Here is a 15,644-nt window from a genome sequence, read left to right as displayed (position 1 = left end):
AGCCCACGGAAGTGGGAGCATGCTCAGCATGCACATCGTCCCCGAGGACCCGGCCACGCCGGACATCGTCGCCCTGCTCGAGGAGCACCTCGACGACATGCGCGACACCTCGCCGCCCGAGTCGGTCCACGCCCTTGACGTCTCGCGCCTCCAGCGCGCGGACATCGCCTTCCTCGCGGCCAGGGACGATGCGGGCGCCCTCCTGGGCGTGGGCGCTCTCGCCGAGCTCGACCCCGGTCACGGCGAGCTCAAGTCGATGCGCACCGCGTCGCCCGCGCGCGGCAGGGGCGTCGCCGGCGCCATCCTGGCCGAGCTGCTCCGGCTCGCGCAGGCGCGCGGATACGCGCGGGTGAGCCTCGAGACCGGCACGCATGAGTACTTCTCCGCGGCCCACCGGCTCTACGAGCGCGCCGGGTTCGCGCCGACCGGCCCGTTCTCGGACTACACGGAGGATCCTCACTCGCGGTACTTCACGATTCGCGTGGAAACAGATGGGGCGGAGAACGCGTTGGAGGGGTGAGAGTCGCGATCCGCGCGGCGCCTACGAAGGAGTCCTCATGCCGGTTCCCCGTCGCATGTCCGTCGTCCACCGCACCACGATGCGCGCCGTGGCGCTCGGCGCCGCTGCAGGACTCTCGGTGGGCGGCGCCTCGGCGGCCTCGGCGAGCGAGACCCCTCAGGGCCGCGAGGCCGCGACGACGACGCAGTCCCTCCAGATCGTGGAGAGCGATGAGGCGGACGACATCCTCGACGAGCGGGACTGACCGGACGGGCTCACGCCGGCACGACCGCACCTGACCGACCCGGCCGGCGCGAGACGACCCAGGTCAGACGACCTCGGCATCCACGAAGGGGCCCTCGGCGTCGACGACGCGCGCCTCACCCTTCCAGCGCAGCTCCCACTCGTTCTTCTCGCGCGTCGCGAGCATCAGGAACACTCCCCACAGCCCGAGGTCGTCGATGAATCCGAACGGCCCCAGGAAGAGCTCGGGGATCAGGTCGATGGGAAGCAGCGTGTACAGCACCGCCGTGACGGCGGTGAGCCATGTCGTGATCGAGAGCCGATGCTCTCCACGACGCACTGCCTGAGCGAATCTCCACCACATGAGGACACCTCCCTCGAATCGCCTGCCCACCCCACCCCGGGGCGGCGGAACTCCACGGTAACCCGCGTCGTCCGGTCCCGCGAGGGAACGGCGAGTCGCGGCACCGGGTGACGACAACGCGGCCGCGGCGGCGGGGATTCCCCGCGAGACTCAGGCGCGACCGTAAAGGTAGTACGCGAGCGCGCCGGCGAGCACGAGCGATCCGATGAGCACCACCTTGGCCCACAGCCGCCCGCGCCACAGCCCCGTGGCGATGCCAGCGCCGACGCCGAGCACGAGCATCCCCCCAGCGGACAGACCGATGAGGTCGCCGCTCATGTACGCGTCGGCGCCGGTCGCGGTCGTGTCCTCATAGGACAGCGCGCGCAGCACGAGCCACGCGGTGGCGCCGAGCGTCGCGAGCGCGACGATCGCGGACGCGACGCGCCACGCGACGTGCACCCCGCGCTCCTGGACGCTCTCGAGGTCGCTCATGTCACTCCTCCACCTTGACCGCTTGGATGAACGCCGCACCCTCGGAGTCCGGGTCTCCGACGACGATCGCCTGGATGTCGCCCTGCGTCTCCGCGGGGATCCACAGCTCGTAGTAGAAGTCGTAGGTCTCGCCCTCGGGGACCTCGGCCTCCCACAGGTGCCGGTAGCCGGCGTCCTCGACGCCCGAGACGTCGCAACCGCCGTAGCCGTACTGGGCCTCGTCGTCGATCATCACGACGACGTCCGGGGTGTCGATCCACCACGAGGTGGCCTCGCCCTCGATCACGTGGGTCGGGACGATGCTCCCCACCACGGCGACGCACCAGCCCTCGGCGAACTCATCCTGCTCGGGGAGGTCCACGTAGCCGTTCACGGTCACGTCCCACACGGTCGCGTCCTCGCCGTCGAAGGACGCGTCGTAGGAGAAGGTCTCGCCCACGGGGGCGGGCTCCTCGAGCGTGCCGACGCCGCGGTTGCCGTCCTCGTCGAAGGCGCCGCGAGGCGAGCCGACCCAGTCGTCTGCGGCCTCGATCACGTCGCCGATGCCGTCGACGACCGAGAACGCGAAGATCGCCGTCGAGACGACGATCGCCGCGATGCCCGAGAGCAGCGCCGCGATCGGCAGGCCGTTGCGATCCTTGGACCTCGCGAAGCCGACGATCGCGAGGATGATCGCGGGGAACGCGAGAAGCCAGGCCGCAAGCACGAAGGCGCCGAGGACCAGCGTCGACAGCAGCGCGAGGACTCCGAGCACGAGCCCGACCAGGCCGAAAGCGCTGCGCTGCTTCTCCGGCACCGGGGCCCAGGCCTGCGCCTCCCAGGGCGCGGTCGCGCCCCCGACCGGCAGGCCCGCGGAGGGGGACGAGGCGAGGCCGGGGGACGATGCGGGCGCCTGGTACGCAGCGGGGGCCGAGTACGTGGCAGAGAACGGGGACGATGCGGCGGCCGGCGCCGGGGCGGCCCCGGGGAGGGGCCTGGCCGCGGGCAGGGCCGGATCCACCTGGGTCACGGGCTCGGGGCTCCAGCCGGTCGGCAGCGCGTCGGGGACGGCCGGCTGCGGACCCGGCGCGACGAACGGCGCTGGCGGCGGGTCAGACCCTGGCTCCGCCGACGTCGCGTCGTCGTCTGCCATCAGGTCTCCCCTCGAGCCGCGGTCCGGTCCGCGACCATGCCTGAAGGTAGCGCGCGCCCCGGTGCCGTGCAAGCAATCCGGGGGCGCGGCACGCCGCTACAGCCCCTCGACCTCCCACCACGTCCCGGGCGCCCACTCGAGCCCGTCCCACGCCGCCCTCTGCTCGCCGTGGGGGTCGGGCCTCATCGCGCCGCCGTCTGCGCTGAGGACCATGGTCGAGCGCTCCGAGGCGTCGTACGGCAGCCACTCGGGGAGACCCTCCGCGACCGGCCTGCCGATGGCGACGAACGCACCGACGGCGTCGAACAGCTCGCGCCCCGCGGGGCCGGTCCCGAACCACGCGGGCATGATGTCGGAGCCGTGCGTGGCCGGCAGGGGTCCCTTCGGCGCATTCGGGGCTGGGAAGCCGGGGATCGGCCCGTCGTAGCGCGACCGATGCACCACCGCGTGGCGGCTCTGCGCATCGGCGAGCCTGCTCGACGGGATGACGTAGCGCTCGTCGGAGAAGACCTCGAGCCGCAGACGATGCGGGTCGGAGGCGAGCTCGGGCCGCGCGGTCGCGTACGAGTCCAGCAGGCGCGCAGCGCGCTCCGTGCCGAAGGCGTCGGCGAGCACCCTGTCCGCGGACTCGGACGATCCGGGCGCGATCATGTCGTACAGGAGGCACTCGAGCAGGGTGTGCTGGGCGAGCAGCGGCACGCCCGCGGCGGCGCCCGCCGCGATCGCGTCGAGCGGGGTGCGGTCGAGCGCGACCCCGTCGACCGACGGCCTCCAGATCCACGAGGTCCGGGGACCTCGCGCGAGGGCGGCCTGCGCCGCCAGCAGGTCCTCGACCGGAACCGTGCGCAACCGCGCGGCGGTCGCATCGTCCGGGAGCCCGAGCACACCGAGGAACCTGGTGCGAAGGCGGGCGTCCTGCGCGGGCGTCGCGACGAAGCCGGCGTCCCCGGAAAGGGAGATCGCGCCGGCGATCATCCCCGAGGTCAGGGGCGAGGCCAGCAGGGTGGCGACCGACTTCGCGCCCGCCGAGTGGCCCGCCACCGTGATGCGGTCGGGATCGCCGCCGAAGCCGGCGATGTTGTCGCGCACCCACGCGAGCGCAGCGACCTGGTCGTGGAGGCCGTACGCCCCGGTGGGGCCCTCGTCCGCCAGGGCGAGGAAGCCCAGCGCGCCGAGCCGGTAGTTGACCGAGACGACGACGGCGCGGTGGGCGGCGGCGAACCGCGATCCGTCGCCGGGCCCTTCCGTGCCCGTTCCTCCCTGATAGCCGCCGCCGTGGATCCACACGATCACCGGCAGGTCGACCGCGTCGGCGGGGGCGGTGACGTTGAGGACCAGGCAGTCCTCGCGAGGCTCGGGCAGCCGCTCGCGCGACACGAGACCCTCGACCTCGGCCCCCGGGGCGGACGGAGCGGGCGGCTGCGGCGCCGGCGCGCCGTACGTGGACGCGTCTCGCACTCCCGCCCACGCGATCGGCCTCTGCGGAAGCCTCCACCGCAGGTGCCCGGTGGGCGGTGCGGCGTAGGGGATGCCGTTCCAGGCGAGCACGCCGTCGGCGATCTCGACGCCACGCAGCGCGCCGTCGCGGGTGTGGACGACGAGGTCGGTCATGTCCCGCACGCTACTCGGCTGGCCACGCTCGGAGGAACGCAGGGCTGCTCGCGGGCCGGCTGGCCACACTCAGAGGAACGCAGGACCCCTCGCGGGCCGGCCGGCCACACTCACAGGAACGCAGGCCGGAGCCCGCTCAGCCCTTGAGGTCGCGCCTCGTATACGCCCACACGCCGATCGCGCCGAGCACGGCGGTCGCGCCCGCGAGCACGAGCGGGTGCCACCAGATCAGCCCGTTCTCGAGCGGAAGATGCCACGAGTAGTAGTAGAAGGGCGAGAGCTTCGCCCACGGCAGCAGCGCGTCGTTGACCGCGGCGAACGACACGATCGCCCAGCCGAGGATCGCGACGCCCGTGCCCGCGCCGTTCGCGACCGCCGGGTTGCCGGTCGCGGCCGCACCGAGGAAGGCGACCGCGCCGAGCGTCGTCGCGAGCAGCGCGAGCAGGAGCGTCGCGGCGCCGATGTTGGCCCACGACATGTCGAGGCTCGCGGAGACGTTGCCGACCGCGATGCCCGCGCCGGTGAGCGCGGCGGTGGCCACCGCCGCGATCATCGTCGCGGCAAGCTTGCGCCACGCGACCCCGGCACGCGAGACGGGATTGCCGAACAGCAGGCTCGCGCGCCGGGTGCGCTCCTCGACAGCGAGGCTCATGCCGCGGTTGATCGCGACGACCGCGACGGCGACGGGGGCGACGATGCTGAGCCCCTCTCCATGGAACCAGCCCTCGGGGGTCGTGTAGTCCGCGAACCCGACGATCGCCATGATCGAGTCGGGGAACACCTCGACGAAGTCGCCCACGAAGTCCGCGACCGCGAGGAACAGCAGTCCCATCACCGCCATCATCATGAAGATGCCGCCGCCCGCGATGATCATGATCGCGCGGCCCTCGGTGAGCGTGAGGCCGACGATGCCCTTCGCTCCGGCGCGCCCCTGCAGCATCGTGAGCGCCTTCTCGACGCGGGGTTCGGCGGTCAGTCGCTCCAGGATCGGCAGCCCGCCCTCGCCGGACCTCAGGTCGCGCCCCTCGAGGGTCCAGAAGGCCACACCGATCAGCGCGACGGCCACGGCAAGCATGATCGACACCGGAGCCCACTGGACGCCGTTGGTGAGGGGCTCGCCGTCGCCGATATAGAACCACGGCGACACCTTGGCCCAGTCCTCGTACCCGGCGATGAGGGGGACGACGCCGGAGATCAGGAAGGACAGGATCAGCAGGCCGGCGGCGATGCCCGACCCGAGGGCCTGCTGCCCGGTCGCGGTGCTGATCGCGAGGGCGAGCGCCCCGAACAGCAGCGCCACCGCGAGCACGTGAACCGTGGACGCCCCCACGTGCACCTCGGACAGACCCTCGCCGAAGCTCATGACCGCGAGCGCGTAGCCGGCCCAGCTGAGCAGGCCTGCGCCGACGACGACCGAGATCATCGCTGCGGTCTTGGACGCGAGCAGGCGGCGGCGCGAGCGCGGGACCGTGGTGAGGATGTTGACGGTGCCGGTGCGCTCCTCGCCGGCGATCACTCCCGCGCCGATCGAGATGGCGATGCCGGCGATGACGAACGGCCCCAGGAAGTTCAGCATCATGCTCATCATCAGCGTGGTGACACCGCCGGAGGAGCTGAGTCCGATCGAGGTGCGATAGAAGTCAGGCATCTGGTCGAAGAAGCCGACGACGTCGTCGCCGATGCCCGAGTAGGCCCACATGCTCATGAAGGCGGTCGCCGTGAGCGCGGCGACGCCGATGACGGCGCCGAGCCAGCGGTCCCTCACGGACTTGAGATACAGCGTCTGGAGCATCATCACCTGGCCCCGCGCCCCGCGGCCTCGGCCTCCTCGGCCAGGACATCCTCGCCGACCTCGTCCCGGTAGAACTCGAGGAACATCTCGTCGAGGTCGAGAGAGCCGGACTCGACGGACAGCACCTCGCGGTCGGTCGCGGCGCGCAGCAGGGGCGCCATCGAGCCCTCGTACTGGACGGTGACCGTCGCGCCGTCGGCGGATGCCTCGTGGACCCCGGGGACCGCGAGGAACTCCTCGGCCGCGACGGGGGCCGCGAACTCGAGCCGGAGCCTGCGCACGGCCTTCTCGCGCAGCTCGTCCATGCTCTCGACCGCGACCAGTCGCCCGCGGCGGATGAACGCGACGCGGTCGGTGACCCGCTCGACCTCGGACAGGGTGTGGGAGGACAGGAACACGGTGTTGCCCTCGGCGACGTGCTCGCGCAGCATCGTGTGGAACTCGAGCTGCACGAGGGGGTCGAGGCCCGTGATCGGCTCGTCGAGCACCGCGACCTTCGGCCGGTTCATGAAGGCCTGGATGATGCCGACCTTCTGCCGATTGCCGGACGAGTACTCGGCCACGCGACGACCGAGGTCGGCGTCGAGGCGGTCGGACAGCTCGTCGACCCAGGCCCAGTCGACGCCGCCGCGCAGGTGCGCGAGGAACTCGAGGGTCTGGCGGCCCGTGAGGTTGGGGTACATCGCGAGGTCCGAGGGCAGGAAGCCCAGGTGGCGGCGGATCTCGACGGCGTCCTTGCGGGAGTCGAGCCCAAGCACGCGGCACGAGCCGGACGTGGGCCGGATGAGGTCCAGCAGGCAGCGGATCGTCGTGGACTTGCCGGCGCCGTTCGGGCCGAGGAAGCCGAAGATCTCGCCCTCCTCGATCTGGAACGACGCATCGTCCACGGCGACGACGTCGCCGAACCGCTTGGTGAGGTGATCGATCTCGATCGGTGCCGGCGCCATCGCCGCTCCTTCCGGTGTGCCCCCGGGGCCCCCGAGGGCCCCGGAACGCGAACTGGTCTCTCCTCCAGTTGTAGCGGAGCGCGCATTCTCACCTCATCGTTCTCAAGGATGAGTTTCACCCGATCGCCAGGCGCGCGGACAACCTGTGCGCCCGCACGCGCAAAGCACGCGCGGAAGGGTCGCCACGGCGTGGCTGGCGTGCAACGATAAGGACCATGGCGGACAGCATGGACCTCTCCGAGGCGGGCCCTCAGCCCGCTCCCGATGCCGGCACGGCTTTCGAGATCGTCTCCGACGAGACGATGGCCGTCCCGATGTACGACGGCGGCGAGCTCGCCGACCTGCCCGACGACCGCTACCTGGACCGCGAGCTGTCGTGGCTCGCGTTCAACCAGCGCGTCCTCCAGCTCGCCGAGGACCACTCCACGCCGCTGCTCGAGCGCGCCCGCTTCCTCGCGATCTTCGCGTCCAACCTGGACGAGTTCTTCATGGTCCGCGTTGCCGGCCTCAAGCGCCGCATCGCCGCGGGCTTCGCGGTCCCGTCCGCCACCGGTATGAGCCCCACGCGCCTGGTCGAGTCGCTCACGGAGCGCGCCCATCAGCTCATGGACGAGCACGCGTCGGTCTTCGAGGACGTGGTGCTCCCCGAGCTCGCGCGCGAGGGCATCAACCTGGTGCGCTTCGACCAGCTCGGCGACAACGAGCAGAACCGCCTGCGCAAGCTCTACCGCTCCGACATCTTCCCGGTGCTCACGCCGCTCGCGGTCGACCCGGCGCACCCCTTCCCCTATATCTCCGGTCTGTCGCTCAACCTCGCGGTCGAGATCCGCGACCCGCAGTCGCAGAAGGAGTACTTCGCGCGAGTGAAGGTGCCGGAGACGCTCCCGCGCTTCCTGTCGGTGGACATGGAGGGACGCGCCTCGCAGATCACCGACGCCTGGGCGCTGTCCGATGAGCCCCGCAGCTTCGTGCCTCTCGAGGACGTCATCGCGGCACACCTCGACTACCTGTTCCCCGGCATGGAGGTCCTCAACCACTACACGTTCCGCGTCACGCGCAACGAGGACGTGGAGGTCGAGGAGGACGACGCCGAGAACCTTCTCAAGGCCATGGAGAAGGAGCTGCTGCGCCGCCGCTTCGGCCCGGCCGTGCGCCTCGAGGTCGCCGACAACCTGCCGCCCAAGATCCGCGAGCTGCTCGTGCGCGAGCTCGGTATCACCGAGACGGACGTGTTCCACCTGCCGGCGCCACTCGACCTCACGGGCCTCAACGTGATCGCCGACCTGGATCGCCCCAAGCTCCAATACCCGGCGTTCCGCCCCACGACTCACCACAAGCTCGCGCCGGTCGAGTCCGCGCAGGAGCAGGACGTCTTCGCCGCGATCACGCGCGGCCCGGTGCTGCTCCACCACCCGTACGACTCGTTCTCCACCTCGGTGCAGGCCTTCCTCGCGCAGGCAGCCGCCGACCCGAAGGTCCTCGCGATCAAGCAGACGCTGTACCGCACCTCGGGCGACTCGCCCATCGTCGATGCGCTGATCGAGGCAGCCCGCAACGGCAAGCAGGTGCTCGCCCTCGTCGAGATCAAGGCGCGCTTCGACGAGCAGCGCAACATCTCGTGGGCCCGCAAGCTCGAGCAGGCGGGCGTGCACGTCGTCTACGGCCTCATCGGCCTCAAGACGCACTGCAAGCTCTCGCTCGTCGTGCGCCAGGAGGACGACGGCCTTCAGCGCTACTGCCACGTCGGCACAGGCAACTACCACCCGAAGACCGCGCGCCTGTACGAGGACTACGGGCTCCTTACCAAGAACCCCGACGTCGGCGCCGACCTCACCAAGCTGTTCAACCAGCTGTCGGGCTACGCGCCCAAGGCGAAGTTCCGCCGCCTCATCGTCGCCCCCACCGGCATCCGCAAGGGCCTGATCGAGCGCATCGAGGCCGAGGCGGAGCGCGCGCGCAACGGCGAGGAGGCCTGGGTCAAGATCAAGGTCAACTCCCTGGTCGACGAGAAGGTCATCGACGCCCTGTACCGGGCGTCGCAGGCCGGCGTGAAGGTCGACTGCGTCGTGCGCGGCATCTGCGCGCTGCGGCCGGGCGTCCCGGGCCTCAGCGAGACCATCCGCGTCCGCTCGATCCTGGGCCGCTTCCTCGAGCACTCGCGCATCTACGGCTTCGCGAACGGCGGGGAGCCCGAGATCTACATCGGCTCGGCCGACCTCATGCACCGCAACCTTGATCGCCGCATCGAGGCGCTCGTGTCGATCATCGAGCCGGACCAGGTGGCGACCCTCATCGAGACCATCGACATGTCGATGGATGCGGGCATCGGCGCGTGGGAGCTGCGCTCGGATGGCTCGTGGCAGGCGATGCGGACCGACGACGAGGGCAACCCCCTGCGCGACCTTCAGAGCGTCTACATCGAGCGTCAGCCACAGCGGAGGCGAAGCGGCAAGTGAGGCGGTACCCTCCCGGCACCGTCGTCGCGGCGGGGGCCCTGGTCTGGCGAATCCATGACGACGAGCTCGAGGTGCTCGCCGTGCACCGCCCGCGGTACAACGACTGGTCGTGGCCCAAGGGCAAGCTCGACCCGGGCGAGACGCTTCCCGCATGCGCGATCCGCGAGATCGCGGAGGAGACCGGCAAGCAGGTCGTGCTGGGCCAGCCCCTGCCGTCGCTGCGCTATCCGATCGCGGGCGACAAGACCAAGGTCGTGAAGTACTGGGCGGCGCGCGTCGTGAGCAAGGACGCGCACTCCGTCAAGGCCCGCCCGCCGGTGCCGCCCGTCGACAAGACCGAGATCGACCGGACCGCGTGGCTCACGATCGACGAGGCGCACGAGCGCATCACGTTCACGGACGACCTGCGTCCGCTCGCGGCGCTCGTGACGGCCTACGAGAACGACCGCCTCGACACGCACGCGTTCATCATCGCGAGGCATGCGCGTGCCAAGCGCCGCAAGGCGTGGGACGGCCCGGACCTCAAGCGACCGATCACCAAGCGCGGAGCCGAGCGCGCGAGGCAGCTCGTGTCGCTGTTCGCGGCGTTCGGGGCCTCGCGCATCACGTCCTCGCCGGCAGAGCGCACGATGGCGACGGTCCGGCCCTTCGCCGAGGCCTCGGGGCTGACCATCAAGACCCACGACGAGCTGACCGAGCCCGGCCACGCGGAGCGCCCCATCAAGACCGCGCACCTGCTCAAGAAGCTGCTCGACAAGGACGTCGCGCGGGTCGTGTGCGTGCACCGGCCGACGCTCCCGACGATCATCGAGATGGTGCGGGCCGCGCGGCGCTGGTACACGCTCGGCGCGCTGCCGCGCTCCAATCCGTACCTGCCCGCGGGCGGCGTGATCGTGGCCCACCTGCAGTCGACCGAGTCGGGCGCGCAGGTGGTCGCGGTCGAGACCCACGGCCTCCAGGTGCCTCTGTAGGCGCAGCGCCCCCGTGGACACAGCGCTCCGCTAGGAGCCCTGCACGGCCTTCCACTTGAAGCCGACGTGCGAGTCGTCGAAGCCGAGCCCTCGATAGAAGCGGTGCGCGTCGTCGCGGCGGGCATCCGACGTGAGCTGCACCAGGGCCGCCCCGGTCGCGGGCGCGGCGCTGTCCATCACCCAGCGCATCATGCCCGTCCCGATCCCCGCGGAACGGAGGCGCCGGTCGACCCGCACGCCCTCGACGAGCAGCCGCGTGGACCCGCGCCGCGACAGACCGGGGATCCGGGTGAGCTGGAGCATGCCGACCGGCGCGTCCTCGTGGTCGACCGCGACCACGAGGTCGTTCGACGGGTCGTCGAGGATCGCTCGCAGTGCAAGCTCCAGCTGCGGGGCGTCCGACTCGTCCGCGGCGTCGCCGCGCGAAGCGCTCACCTCGTCGTCGCCCAGAAGCCGTAGCAGGGACCGGAGATCAGCAGGGGTGGCGCGGCGAATGAGGATCGTCGAGTCCCGCACTGCGAGTCCGGTCGGCAACGCGAGGCTGTCGATCACGGGGCGCTCCTTGCGCTGGGCCAGCAGGGACGATGCGTCACGCGCCTGGGCATGAGATGACGCCGGACCGGGAGCGCCAGTCGGCGCGAAGGCCGCTCGTGGCGGCTGGATTTGGAGCCCGGGGCTACCGCGGTCCGACGTCCCCTCTAATGTAACCCGGAACCCGCGCAGGGTGGAACCCGGAGACGGTCTCCGCGGGCCCCTTCGGCGCTCCGCGAACAAGCCTTGCCCCGGGCCCGCGCGGCCCGCTCGCCGCGCACCGAGGGTTCTCTAGACTGGGAGGATGACCGAGCAACGACGCCCGCGCAGGGACGCGGTCGCGAACCACGAAAGGCTCCTGGAGACGGCGTTCGAGCTGCTCGGCTCGCGCAACGCGGACGTCTCGGTCAACGAGCTCGCAGCCGCGACCGGGGTCGGCGCCGGCACCGCGTACCGCCACTTCCCTGATCACGACGCCCTCGTGCGCGCCCTGTACGACCGTTCGGCTCAGGAGTTCGCAAGCCGCATGTCGGTGCCGCCCGAGGCCGACACGGCGTGGGAGAGGTTCGCCGGCCTGGTCGAGTCCGTCGTGCTGCTGCTCGCCGACATGCCGGGGCTGCGCGCCGTGATGCGCCTCATGTACGAGGTCGAGCCGGACTACGCGCCGACGAGGAACCTGGCGGGGCCGTTCGGCGAGCTCATGGACCAGGCGAAGCGCGAGGGATCGATGCGTGAGGATCTTGAGCCGGGCGACGTCACGCTCACGATGTTCGCGCTCGGGTCGTTCGTCGGTCGTCCCGTCGGGGTCGAGCGCGACGCGATCTCACGGGCCGTGCGCATCGCGCTGGACGGGATGCGGGCGTGCGACGCCCGGTCTCCGCTCCCGGACGCGACGATGGCGCCCGAGGAGTTCCACGCCTTCACGCATCGCAGGAACGCGCCGCTCCAGGGCTGACGTTCAGTCGAGGCGCTCCTCGCGCCACATGCGCGCATTGGTCTCGAGGTCCTCGCCGGTGCGCAGCAGCTGCGCGGCGCGCATCGTGGTCTTGTGGGCGCGCTCGTCGGCGTGGCCCTCGTCGGACTCGGCCTCGAACGCGACGCCAGTGGCAACCACACGGCAGAAGGCCCCCGCGCGCTCGAGCGCGACCGCGAGGTCGCCCGAGTAGACGCCGGAGAGGATCGTGTCCGCGAGCCGCTGGACCTCCTCGGGTCCGGGAGGGTCTTCGACGCCCGCGATCGCGTGCCGCACATGCGCGGCGTGGACGCCGTGGTGATAGGACCGCGCGACCGCGTCGCCCGAGTGCTTGACCCACTCGCGGATCATGTAGAGCCGCCACAGCGAGCCGGGCAGGGTGTGCGCCTCGGCCTTCGACCACAGCATCGCGACGGTGTCGATGCCCTCCTCGTCGACGAGCTTCACGAGCCGCTCGACCAGCGCGGGGTCCTGCGAGGCGCGCGCCTGCGAGACCATCGCGTGCGCGGTCTCGTGAGCGATGAGGGCGCGATCGGCGGGGTCGATGTCCCCCTCGATCTGCTCGGCCTCCTCCATGTCGAGCATGGCGGGTCGGCGGAAGCGCGGCTCTGCCACCTACAGGTCTCCGTCCGCGGCGCCGAACTCGGCGGGGGTCGAGACGCTCTTCTCGTCGTCCGCAGTGAAGCCGAGGCTCACGGAGTTGATGCAGTAGCGGTCGCCGGTCGGCGTCTGCGGCGCGTCGGGGAAGACGTGGCCCAGGTGGGACTCGCAGGCCGCGCAGCGCACCTCGGTGCGCACCATGCCGTGGGTCAGGTCCTCGTGGAGCGTCACCGCGTCCGAGTCCTGCGGGTCGAAGAACGACGGCCAGCCGCAGTGCGAGTCGAACTTGGTGTCCGAGCGGAACAGCTCGGCGCCGCATGCGCGGCAGGTGAACGTGCCCGGGCGCTTCTCCTCGAGCAGCTCACCCGTCCAGGGGCGCTCGGTGGCGGCCTCGCGGAGCACCTGGAACTCGATGTCGCTGAGCTGGGCGCGCCATTCGGCGTCGGTCTTGACGATCTTGTGTGAGGTCACGTGTCGCTCCTTCCGGGACAAGCGTACGCGTCACGAGGTCAACGCTTTCCGACCCCCGAGGCTTCCCGCATCGTCCATCGACGGTGGAACGCCGCATCGTCCGTGTAGCCAGCATCGTCCCTGTAGTCAGCATCGTCCCCGTGGACGTTCCTGACCGAAGTGAGTGGACCGCCCGGCCGAGCCCACCGGCTGAGGGGGGTGTCGGTGCGCGCCTGTGCTGCGACGAGGGCTGCCATCTGTGTGGGAAGCCGTTCTCCCTGAGGGGGGGTGGGAGTCCGGTGTGGCCACGACGTCCTGCGATGCCCACGCGGCTCAAGCCGAGCGGTTCACTGAGGAAGACGCTCAGAGGACTCGGTTTGTTCCCGCGACGGCCCGCTCCGGCGCCGGCCTCGCAACGGGGATTCCGCGTTTCGCAACTGCGGTGTAACGTAAATCGGGTTCGCCGCCATGCGGCCAGCCCCCACCTAGGAGTCCCCCTTGACCTCAGCCATCACCGGTCGCGCCGCTACCGACCGCTCGGCCCGCTACGCCAAGCAGCTCTGCTCGCACCTGAGCCGCAAGATCGACGCCACGTTCGACGGCGACGCGGGCATCGGGACCATCCGCAAGGACGATGCGGTCGCCACGCTCACCGCTGCCGACGCCTCGCTCGAGTTCGCCATCACCGCGCCTTCGCAGCAGGAGATGTTCACCCTCATGGCGATCGCGCAGAACCACCTGGAGCGATTCGGCGAGAAGGACGAGCTCGCCTGCGTGTGGGACGACTCGGCCGTGGTGCCGACATACGAGGCGAAGCGCGCCGAGATGCTTGCCAAGCGCGCCGCCGAGCGGGCCGAGCGCGAGGCCGCGGAGGCCGCCGCTGGCTGACCCTCGGGCCCGGCTTTTCCTGACTCTTCTCGCGCACATATCCGCAGCACTCGAAACTGCGGGGCGCCGCGCCTACCGTGGAAGGCAGACCGTCGCGCAACGGGTGCGGCGCCTACCCCGGGAGCGCGACATGCCCATCTCCATCGGACTGCCGATCGTCACCTCGTGCTCGGTCGACAGCTGCGGCTACAACCACGGCGGCTGCCACGCGGGCGCCATCTCCGTGGGCGGGCCGCACTCGCACTGCAACACGTTCGTCGACACCGCCGACAAGGGCGGCCGGGACGAGACCGCGTCCGTCGGCGCGTGCACGCGCACGGACTGCAAGTTCAACGACAGCCTCATCTGCTCGGCGGAGGGCATCACCGTCGGCGCGAGCGCCGACAACGCCGACTGCCTGACCTTCGAGGCCAAGGAGACCGCGGGCGCGACCGCCTGACGCCTCTCTCGCGAGGACGTCCGCTCTCTCGAAAGCCCCGGCCTCCGGCCGGGGCTTTCGCATGCGCACCCCACGACAACGCCGCCTCGCCATGCGCTGCCAGGAGCGCCACCCGCGGCCCCGGCGGCACCGACGCCGCGTGACACACTGACACGGTGACGCCGCCCTCCCCAGCCCGCCGGTCAGTGCTGGGCATCGCGCGACCGCAGTGGTCCGACGCATGGGACGGGCTGAAGTCGATCGCCCCACTCATGCCTGGCTCCGTCCTGTTCGGGCTCGCGTTCGGCGCGCTCATCCGCGTCGCGGGCATCGACCCATGGGTCGGTTCGTACGCGTCGGTCTCCGTCGTCGCGGGCGCGAGCCAGATCGCGATCGTCGAGGCGATCCGCTCGAATGCCCCCGCGGTCATCGCGGTCCTCACCGCACTCGTGATCAACGCACGCTTCGCGCTGTACTCTGCCGCGCTCGCGCCGGTCTTCGCCGCCTTCCCCACGCGGTGGAAGCTCGGCCTCGCGCACCTCATGACGGACCAGGCCGCGGTCGTCGCGCTTCTGCACGCGGACCGCTATCCGGATCCGGTGCGACGCCGCTGGTTCATCCTCGGCGGAGCGCTGCCGTTCGTCGTCGTGTGGGCCATGGGATCGGTGGCCGGCATCGTGCTCGGGCCCGTCATCCCGGACGCGTGGCAGATCGGCTTCATCGTCCCGCTCATGTTCCTCGCGGTGCTCGTGCCCGGCCTGCACGATGCGCCCGCTGTCGTCACCGTCGCCGTCTCGACGCTGGTCGTCGTCCTGGCGAAGGACCTGCCGTGGGGGCTCAACGTGCTGGCGGGCGCGCTCATCGCGATCGTGGTCGGCTCGTATGTCCCGACGCGAGACAGGGACGATGCGGCGGCCGGCGGGGTTCCCGACGACGGGCTCGCGCACGATGCGGAGGCCGGCGAATGACGACCTTCCTTATCTTCACCGCCGCGGCGATCGGCACCTATCTGATCCGCATCAGCGGCATCGTGATCTTCGGCCGCGACCGCGACATCCCGCCGCGCGTCGAGAAGGCGCTGAAGCTCGTGGGACCCGCGGCGCTCGCGGCGATCGTCGCGAACTCGCTGCTGCTCGACGAGGGCGCGTGGCGCGGATTCGGTGCGTGGCACCTGGCCGCGCTCGTCGCGGTGGGCGTGGCTCTCTGGCGACGGTCCTCGGGCCTGACGATGGCGGCCGGCGCCGTAGCGTTCGCGGCGCTGCTGCTCGCCGGGCTCTGACCGACCTGGCGAGCCG

General features: G+C 71.2%; 18 protein-coding genes. 9 read left to right on the top strand and 9 right to left on the bottom strand.

Annotation, left to right across the window (positions count from 1 at the left end):
- The first annotated feature begins 19 nt into the window (after positions 1 to 19).
- Positions 20 to 520 carry a GNAT family N-acetyltransferase gene (locus tag B7K23_RS05705; RefSeq protein ID WP_200809771.1) on the top strand — a complete coding sequence of 167 codons (501 nt, stop codon included), beginning with the start codon at positions 20 to 22 and terminating at the stop codon, positions 518 to 520.
- A 37-nt stretch (positions 521 to 557) separates the two neighbouring features.
- Positions 558 to 764 carry a hypothetical protein gene (locus B7K23_RS05700; RefSeq protein WP_143338108.1) on the top strand — a complete coding sequence of 69 codons (207 nt, stop codon included), beginning with the start codon at positions 558 to 560 and terminating at the stop codon, positions 762 to 764.
- Positions 765 to 827: 63 nt separating this feature from the next.
- Here the strand turns inward: B7K23_RS05700 and B7K23_RS05695 are convergent, their stop codons facing one another.
- From B7K23_RS05695 to B7K23_RS05670, 6 genes are all read right to left on the bottom strand, one after another.
- A complete protein-coding gene (locus tag B7K23_RS05695; protein WP_084125396.1) occupies positions 828 to 1,106 on the bottom strand; it encodes a YkvA family protein in 279 nt (92 codons plus the stop codon).
- 150 nt (positions 1,107 to 1,256) lie between these two features.
- Positions 1,257 to 1,580, bottom strand: a complete 324-nt coding sequence (locus B7K23_RS05690; protein WP_084125395.1) for a hypothetical protein — start codon at positions 1,578 to 1,580, stop codon at positions 1,257 to 1,259.
- Position 1,581: 1 nt separating this feature from the next.
- Positions 1,582 to 2,712, bottom strand: coding sequence for a hypothetical protein (locus B7K23_RS05685; protein ID WP_084125394.1), 1,131 nt, complete (start codon positions 2,710 to 2,712; stop codon positions 1,582 to 1,584).
- 96 nt (positions 2,713 to 2,808) lie between these two features.
- Complete coding sequence (locus B7K23_RS05680) at positions 2,809 to 4,323, bottom strand: carboxylesterase/lipase family protein (protein ID WP_084125393.1); 1,515 nt, start codon at positions 4,321 to 4,323, stop codon at positions 2,809 to 2,811.
- 136 nt (positions 4,324 to 4,459) lie between these two features.
- Entirely contained in the window at positions 4,460 to 6,115 is a 1,656-nt protein-coding gene (locus tag B7K23_RS05675; RefSeq protein ID WP_159451325.1) for an ABC transporter permease subunit, read from the bottom strand.
- 2 nt (positions 6,116 to 6,117) lie between these two features.
- Entirely contained in the window at positions 6,118 to 7,062 is a 945-nt protein-coding gene (locus B7K23_RS05670) for an ABC transporter ATP-binding protein (RefSeq protein ID WP_084125391.1), read from the bottom strand.
- Between the two features lie 215 nt (positions 7,063 to 7,277).
- Between B7K23_RS05670 and B7K23_RS05665 the strand changes: the two genes are divergently transcribed.
- On the top strand, positions 7,278 to 9,518 hold the full coding sequence (locus tag B7K23_RS05665) for an RNA degradosome polyphosphate kinase (protein ID WP_084125390.1): 2,241 nt from the start codon (positions 7,278 to 7,280) through the stop codon (positions 9,516 to 9,518).
- Positions 9,515 to 10,489, top strand: a complete 975-nt coding sequence (locus tag B7K23_RS05660; protein WP_159451324.1) for a bifunctional NUDIX hydrolase/histidine phosphatase family protein — start codon at positions 9,515 to 9,517, stop codon at positions 10,487 to 10,489. Before B7K23_RS05665 ends, B7K23_RS05660 begins: the two co-directional genes overlap by 4 nt.
- Positions 10,490 to 10,519: 30 nt before the next feature.
- Here the strand turns inward: B7K23_RS05660 and B7K23_RS05655 are convergent, their stop codons facing one another.
- The gene (locus B7K23_RS05655; RefSeq protein WP_084125388.1) at positions 10,520 to 11,041 is read right to left on the bottom strand and encodes a GNAT family N-acetyltransferase; all 522 of its coding nucleotides are present in this window, start codon (positions 11,039 to 11,041) and stop codon (positions 10,520 to 10,522) included.
- 283 nt (positions 11,042 to 11,324) lie between these two features.
- Here B7K23_RS05655 and B7K23_RS05650 point away from each other — a divergent pair, with 283 nt between their 5' ends.
- On the top strand, positions 11,325 to 11,975 hold the full coding sequence (locus B7K23_RS05650) for a TetR/AcrR family transcriptional regulator (RefSeq protein ID WP_084125387.1): 651 nt from the start codon (positions 11,325 to 11,327) through the stop codon (positions 11,973 to 11,975).
- Between the two features lie 3 nt (positions 11,976 to 11,978).
- On the opposite strand, the gene B7K23_RS05645 is transcribed toward B7K23_RS05650, so the two are convergent.
- Complete coding sequence (locus B7K23_RS05645) at positions 11,979 to 12,608, bottom strand: hypothetical protein (protein ID WP_234996429.1); 630 nt, start codon at positions 12,606 to 12,608, stop codon at positions 11,979 to 11,981.
- Positions 12,609 to 13,064 (bottom strand): peptide-methionine (R)-S-oxide reductase MsrB, encoded by a 456-nt coding sequence (gene msrB / locus B7K23_RS05640; protein WP_084125386.1) that lies wholly within the window; start codon positions 13,062 to 13,064, stop codon positions 12,609 to 12,611.
- A 477-nt stretch (positions 13,065 to 13,541) separates the two neighbouring features.
- On the opposite strand from msrB, the gene B7K23_RS05635 reads away from it, so the two are divergent.
- The 4 genes from B7K23_RS05635 (at position 13,542) to B7K23_RS05620 (ending at position 15,628) form a co-directional block, all read left to right on the top strand.
- Entirely contained in the window at positions 13,542 to 13,931 is a 390-nt protein-coding gene (locus B7K23_RS05635) for a DUF2218 domain-containing protein (RefSeq protein ID WP_084125385.1), read from the top strand.
- Between the two features lie 130 nt (positions 13,932 to 14,061).
- The gene (locus B7K23_RS05630) at positions 14,062 to 14,370 is read left to right on the top strand and encodes a DUF1540 domain-containing protein (protein WP_084125384.1); all 309 of its coding nucleotides are present in this window, start codon (positions 14,062 to 14,064) and stop codon (positions 14,368 to 14,370) included.
- Between the two features lie 155 nt (positions 14,371 to 14,525).
- Complete coding sequence (locus B7K23_RS05625) at positions 14,526 to 15,317, top strand: AzlC family ABC transporter permease (RefSeq protein WP_143338107.1); 792 nt, start codon at positions 14,526 to 14,528, stop codon at positions 15,315 to 15,317.
- Complete coding sequence (locus B7K23_RS05620; RefSeq protein WP_084125382.1) at positions 15,314 to 15,628, top strand: AzlD domain-containing protein; 315 nt, start codon at positions 15,314 to 15,316, stop codon at positions 15,626 to 15,628. The genes B7K23_RS05625 and B7K23_RS05620 overlap by 4 nt, the downstream gene beginning before the upstream one ends.
- Positions 15,629 to 15,644: the final 16 nt, after the last annotated feature.

This window comes from Demequina sp. NBRC 110054, assembly GCF_002090115.1.
Lineage (GTDB): Bacteria > Actinomycetota > Actinomycetes > Actinomycetales > Demequinaceae > Demequina.
This window is presented reverse-complemented; position numbering and strand designations above follow the sequence as displayed.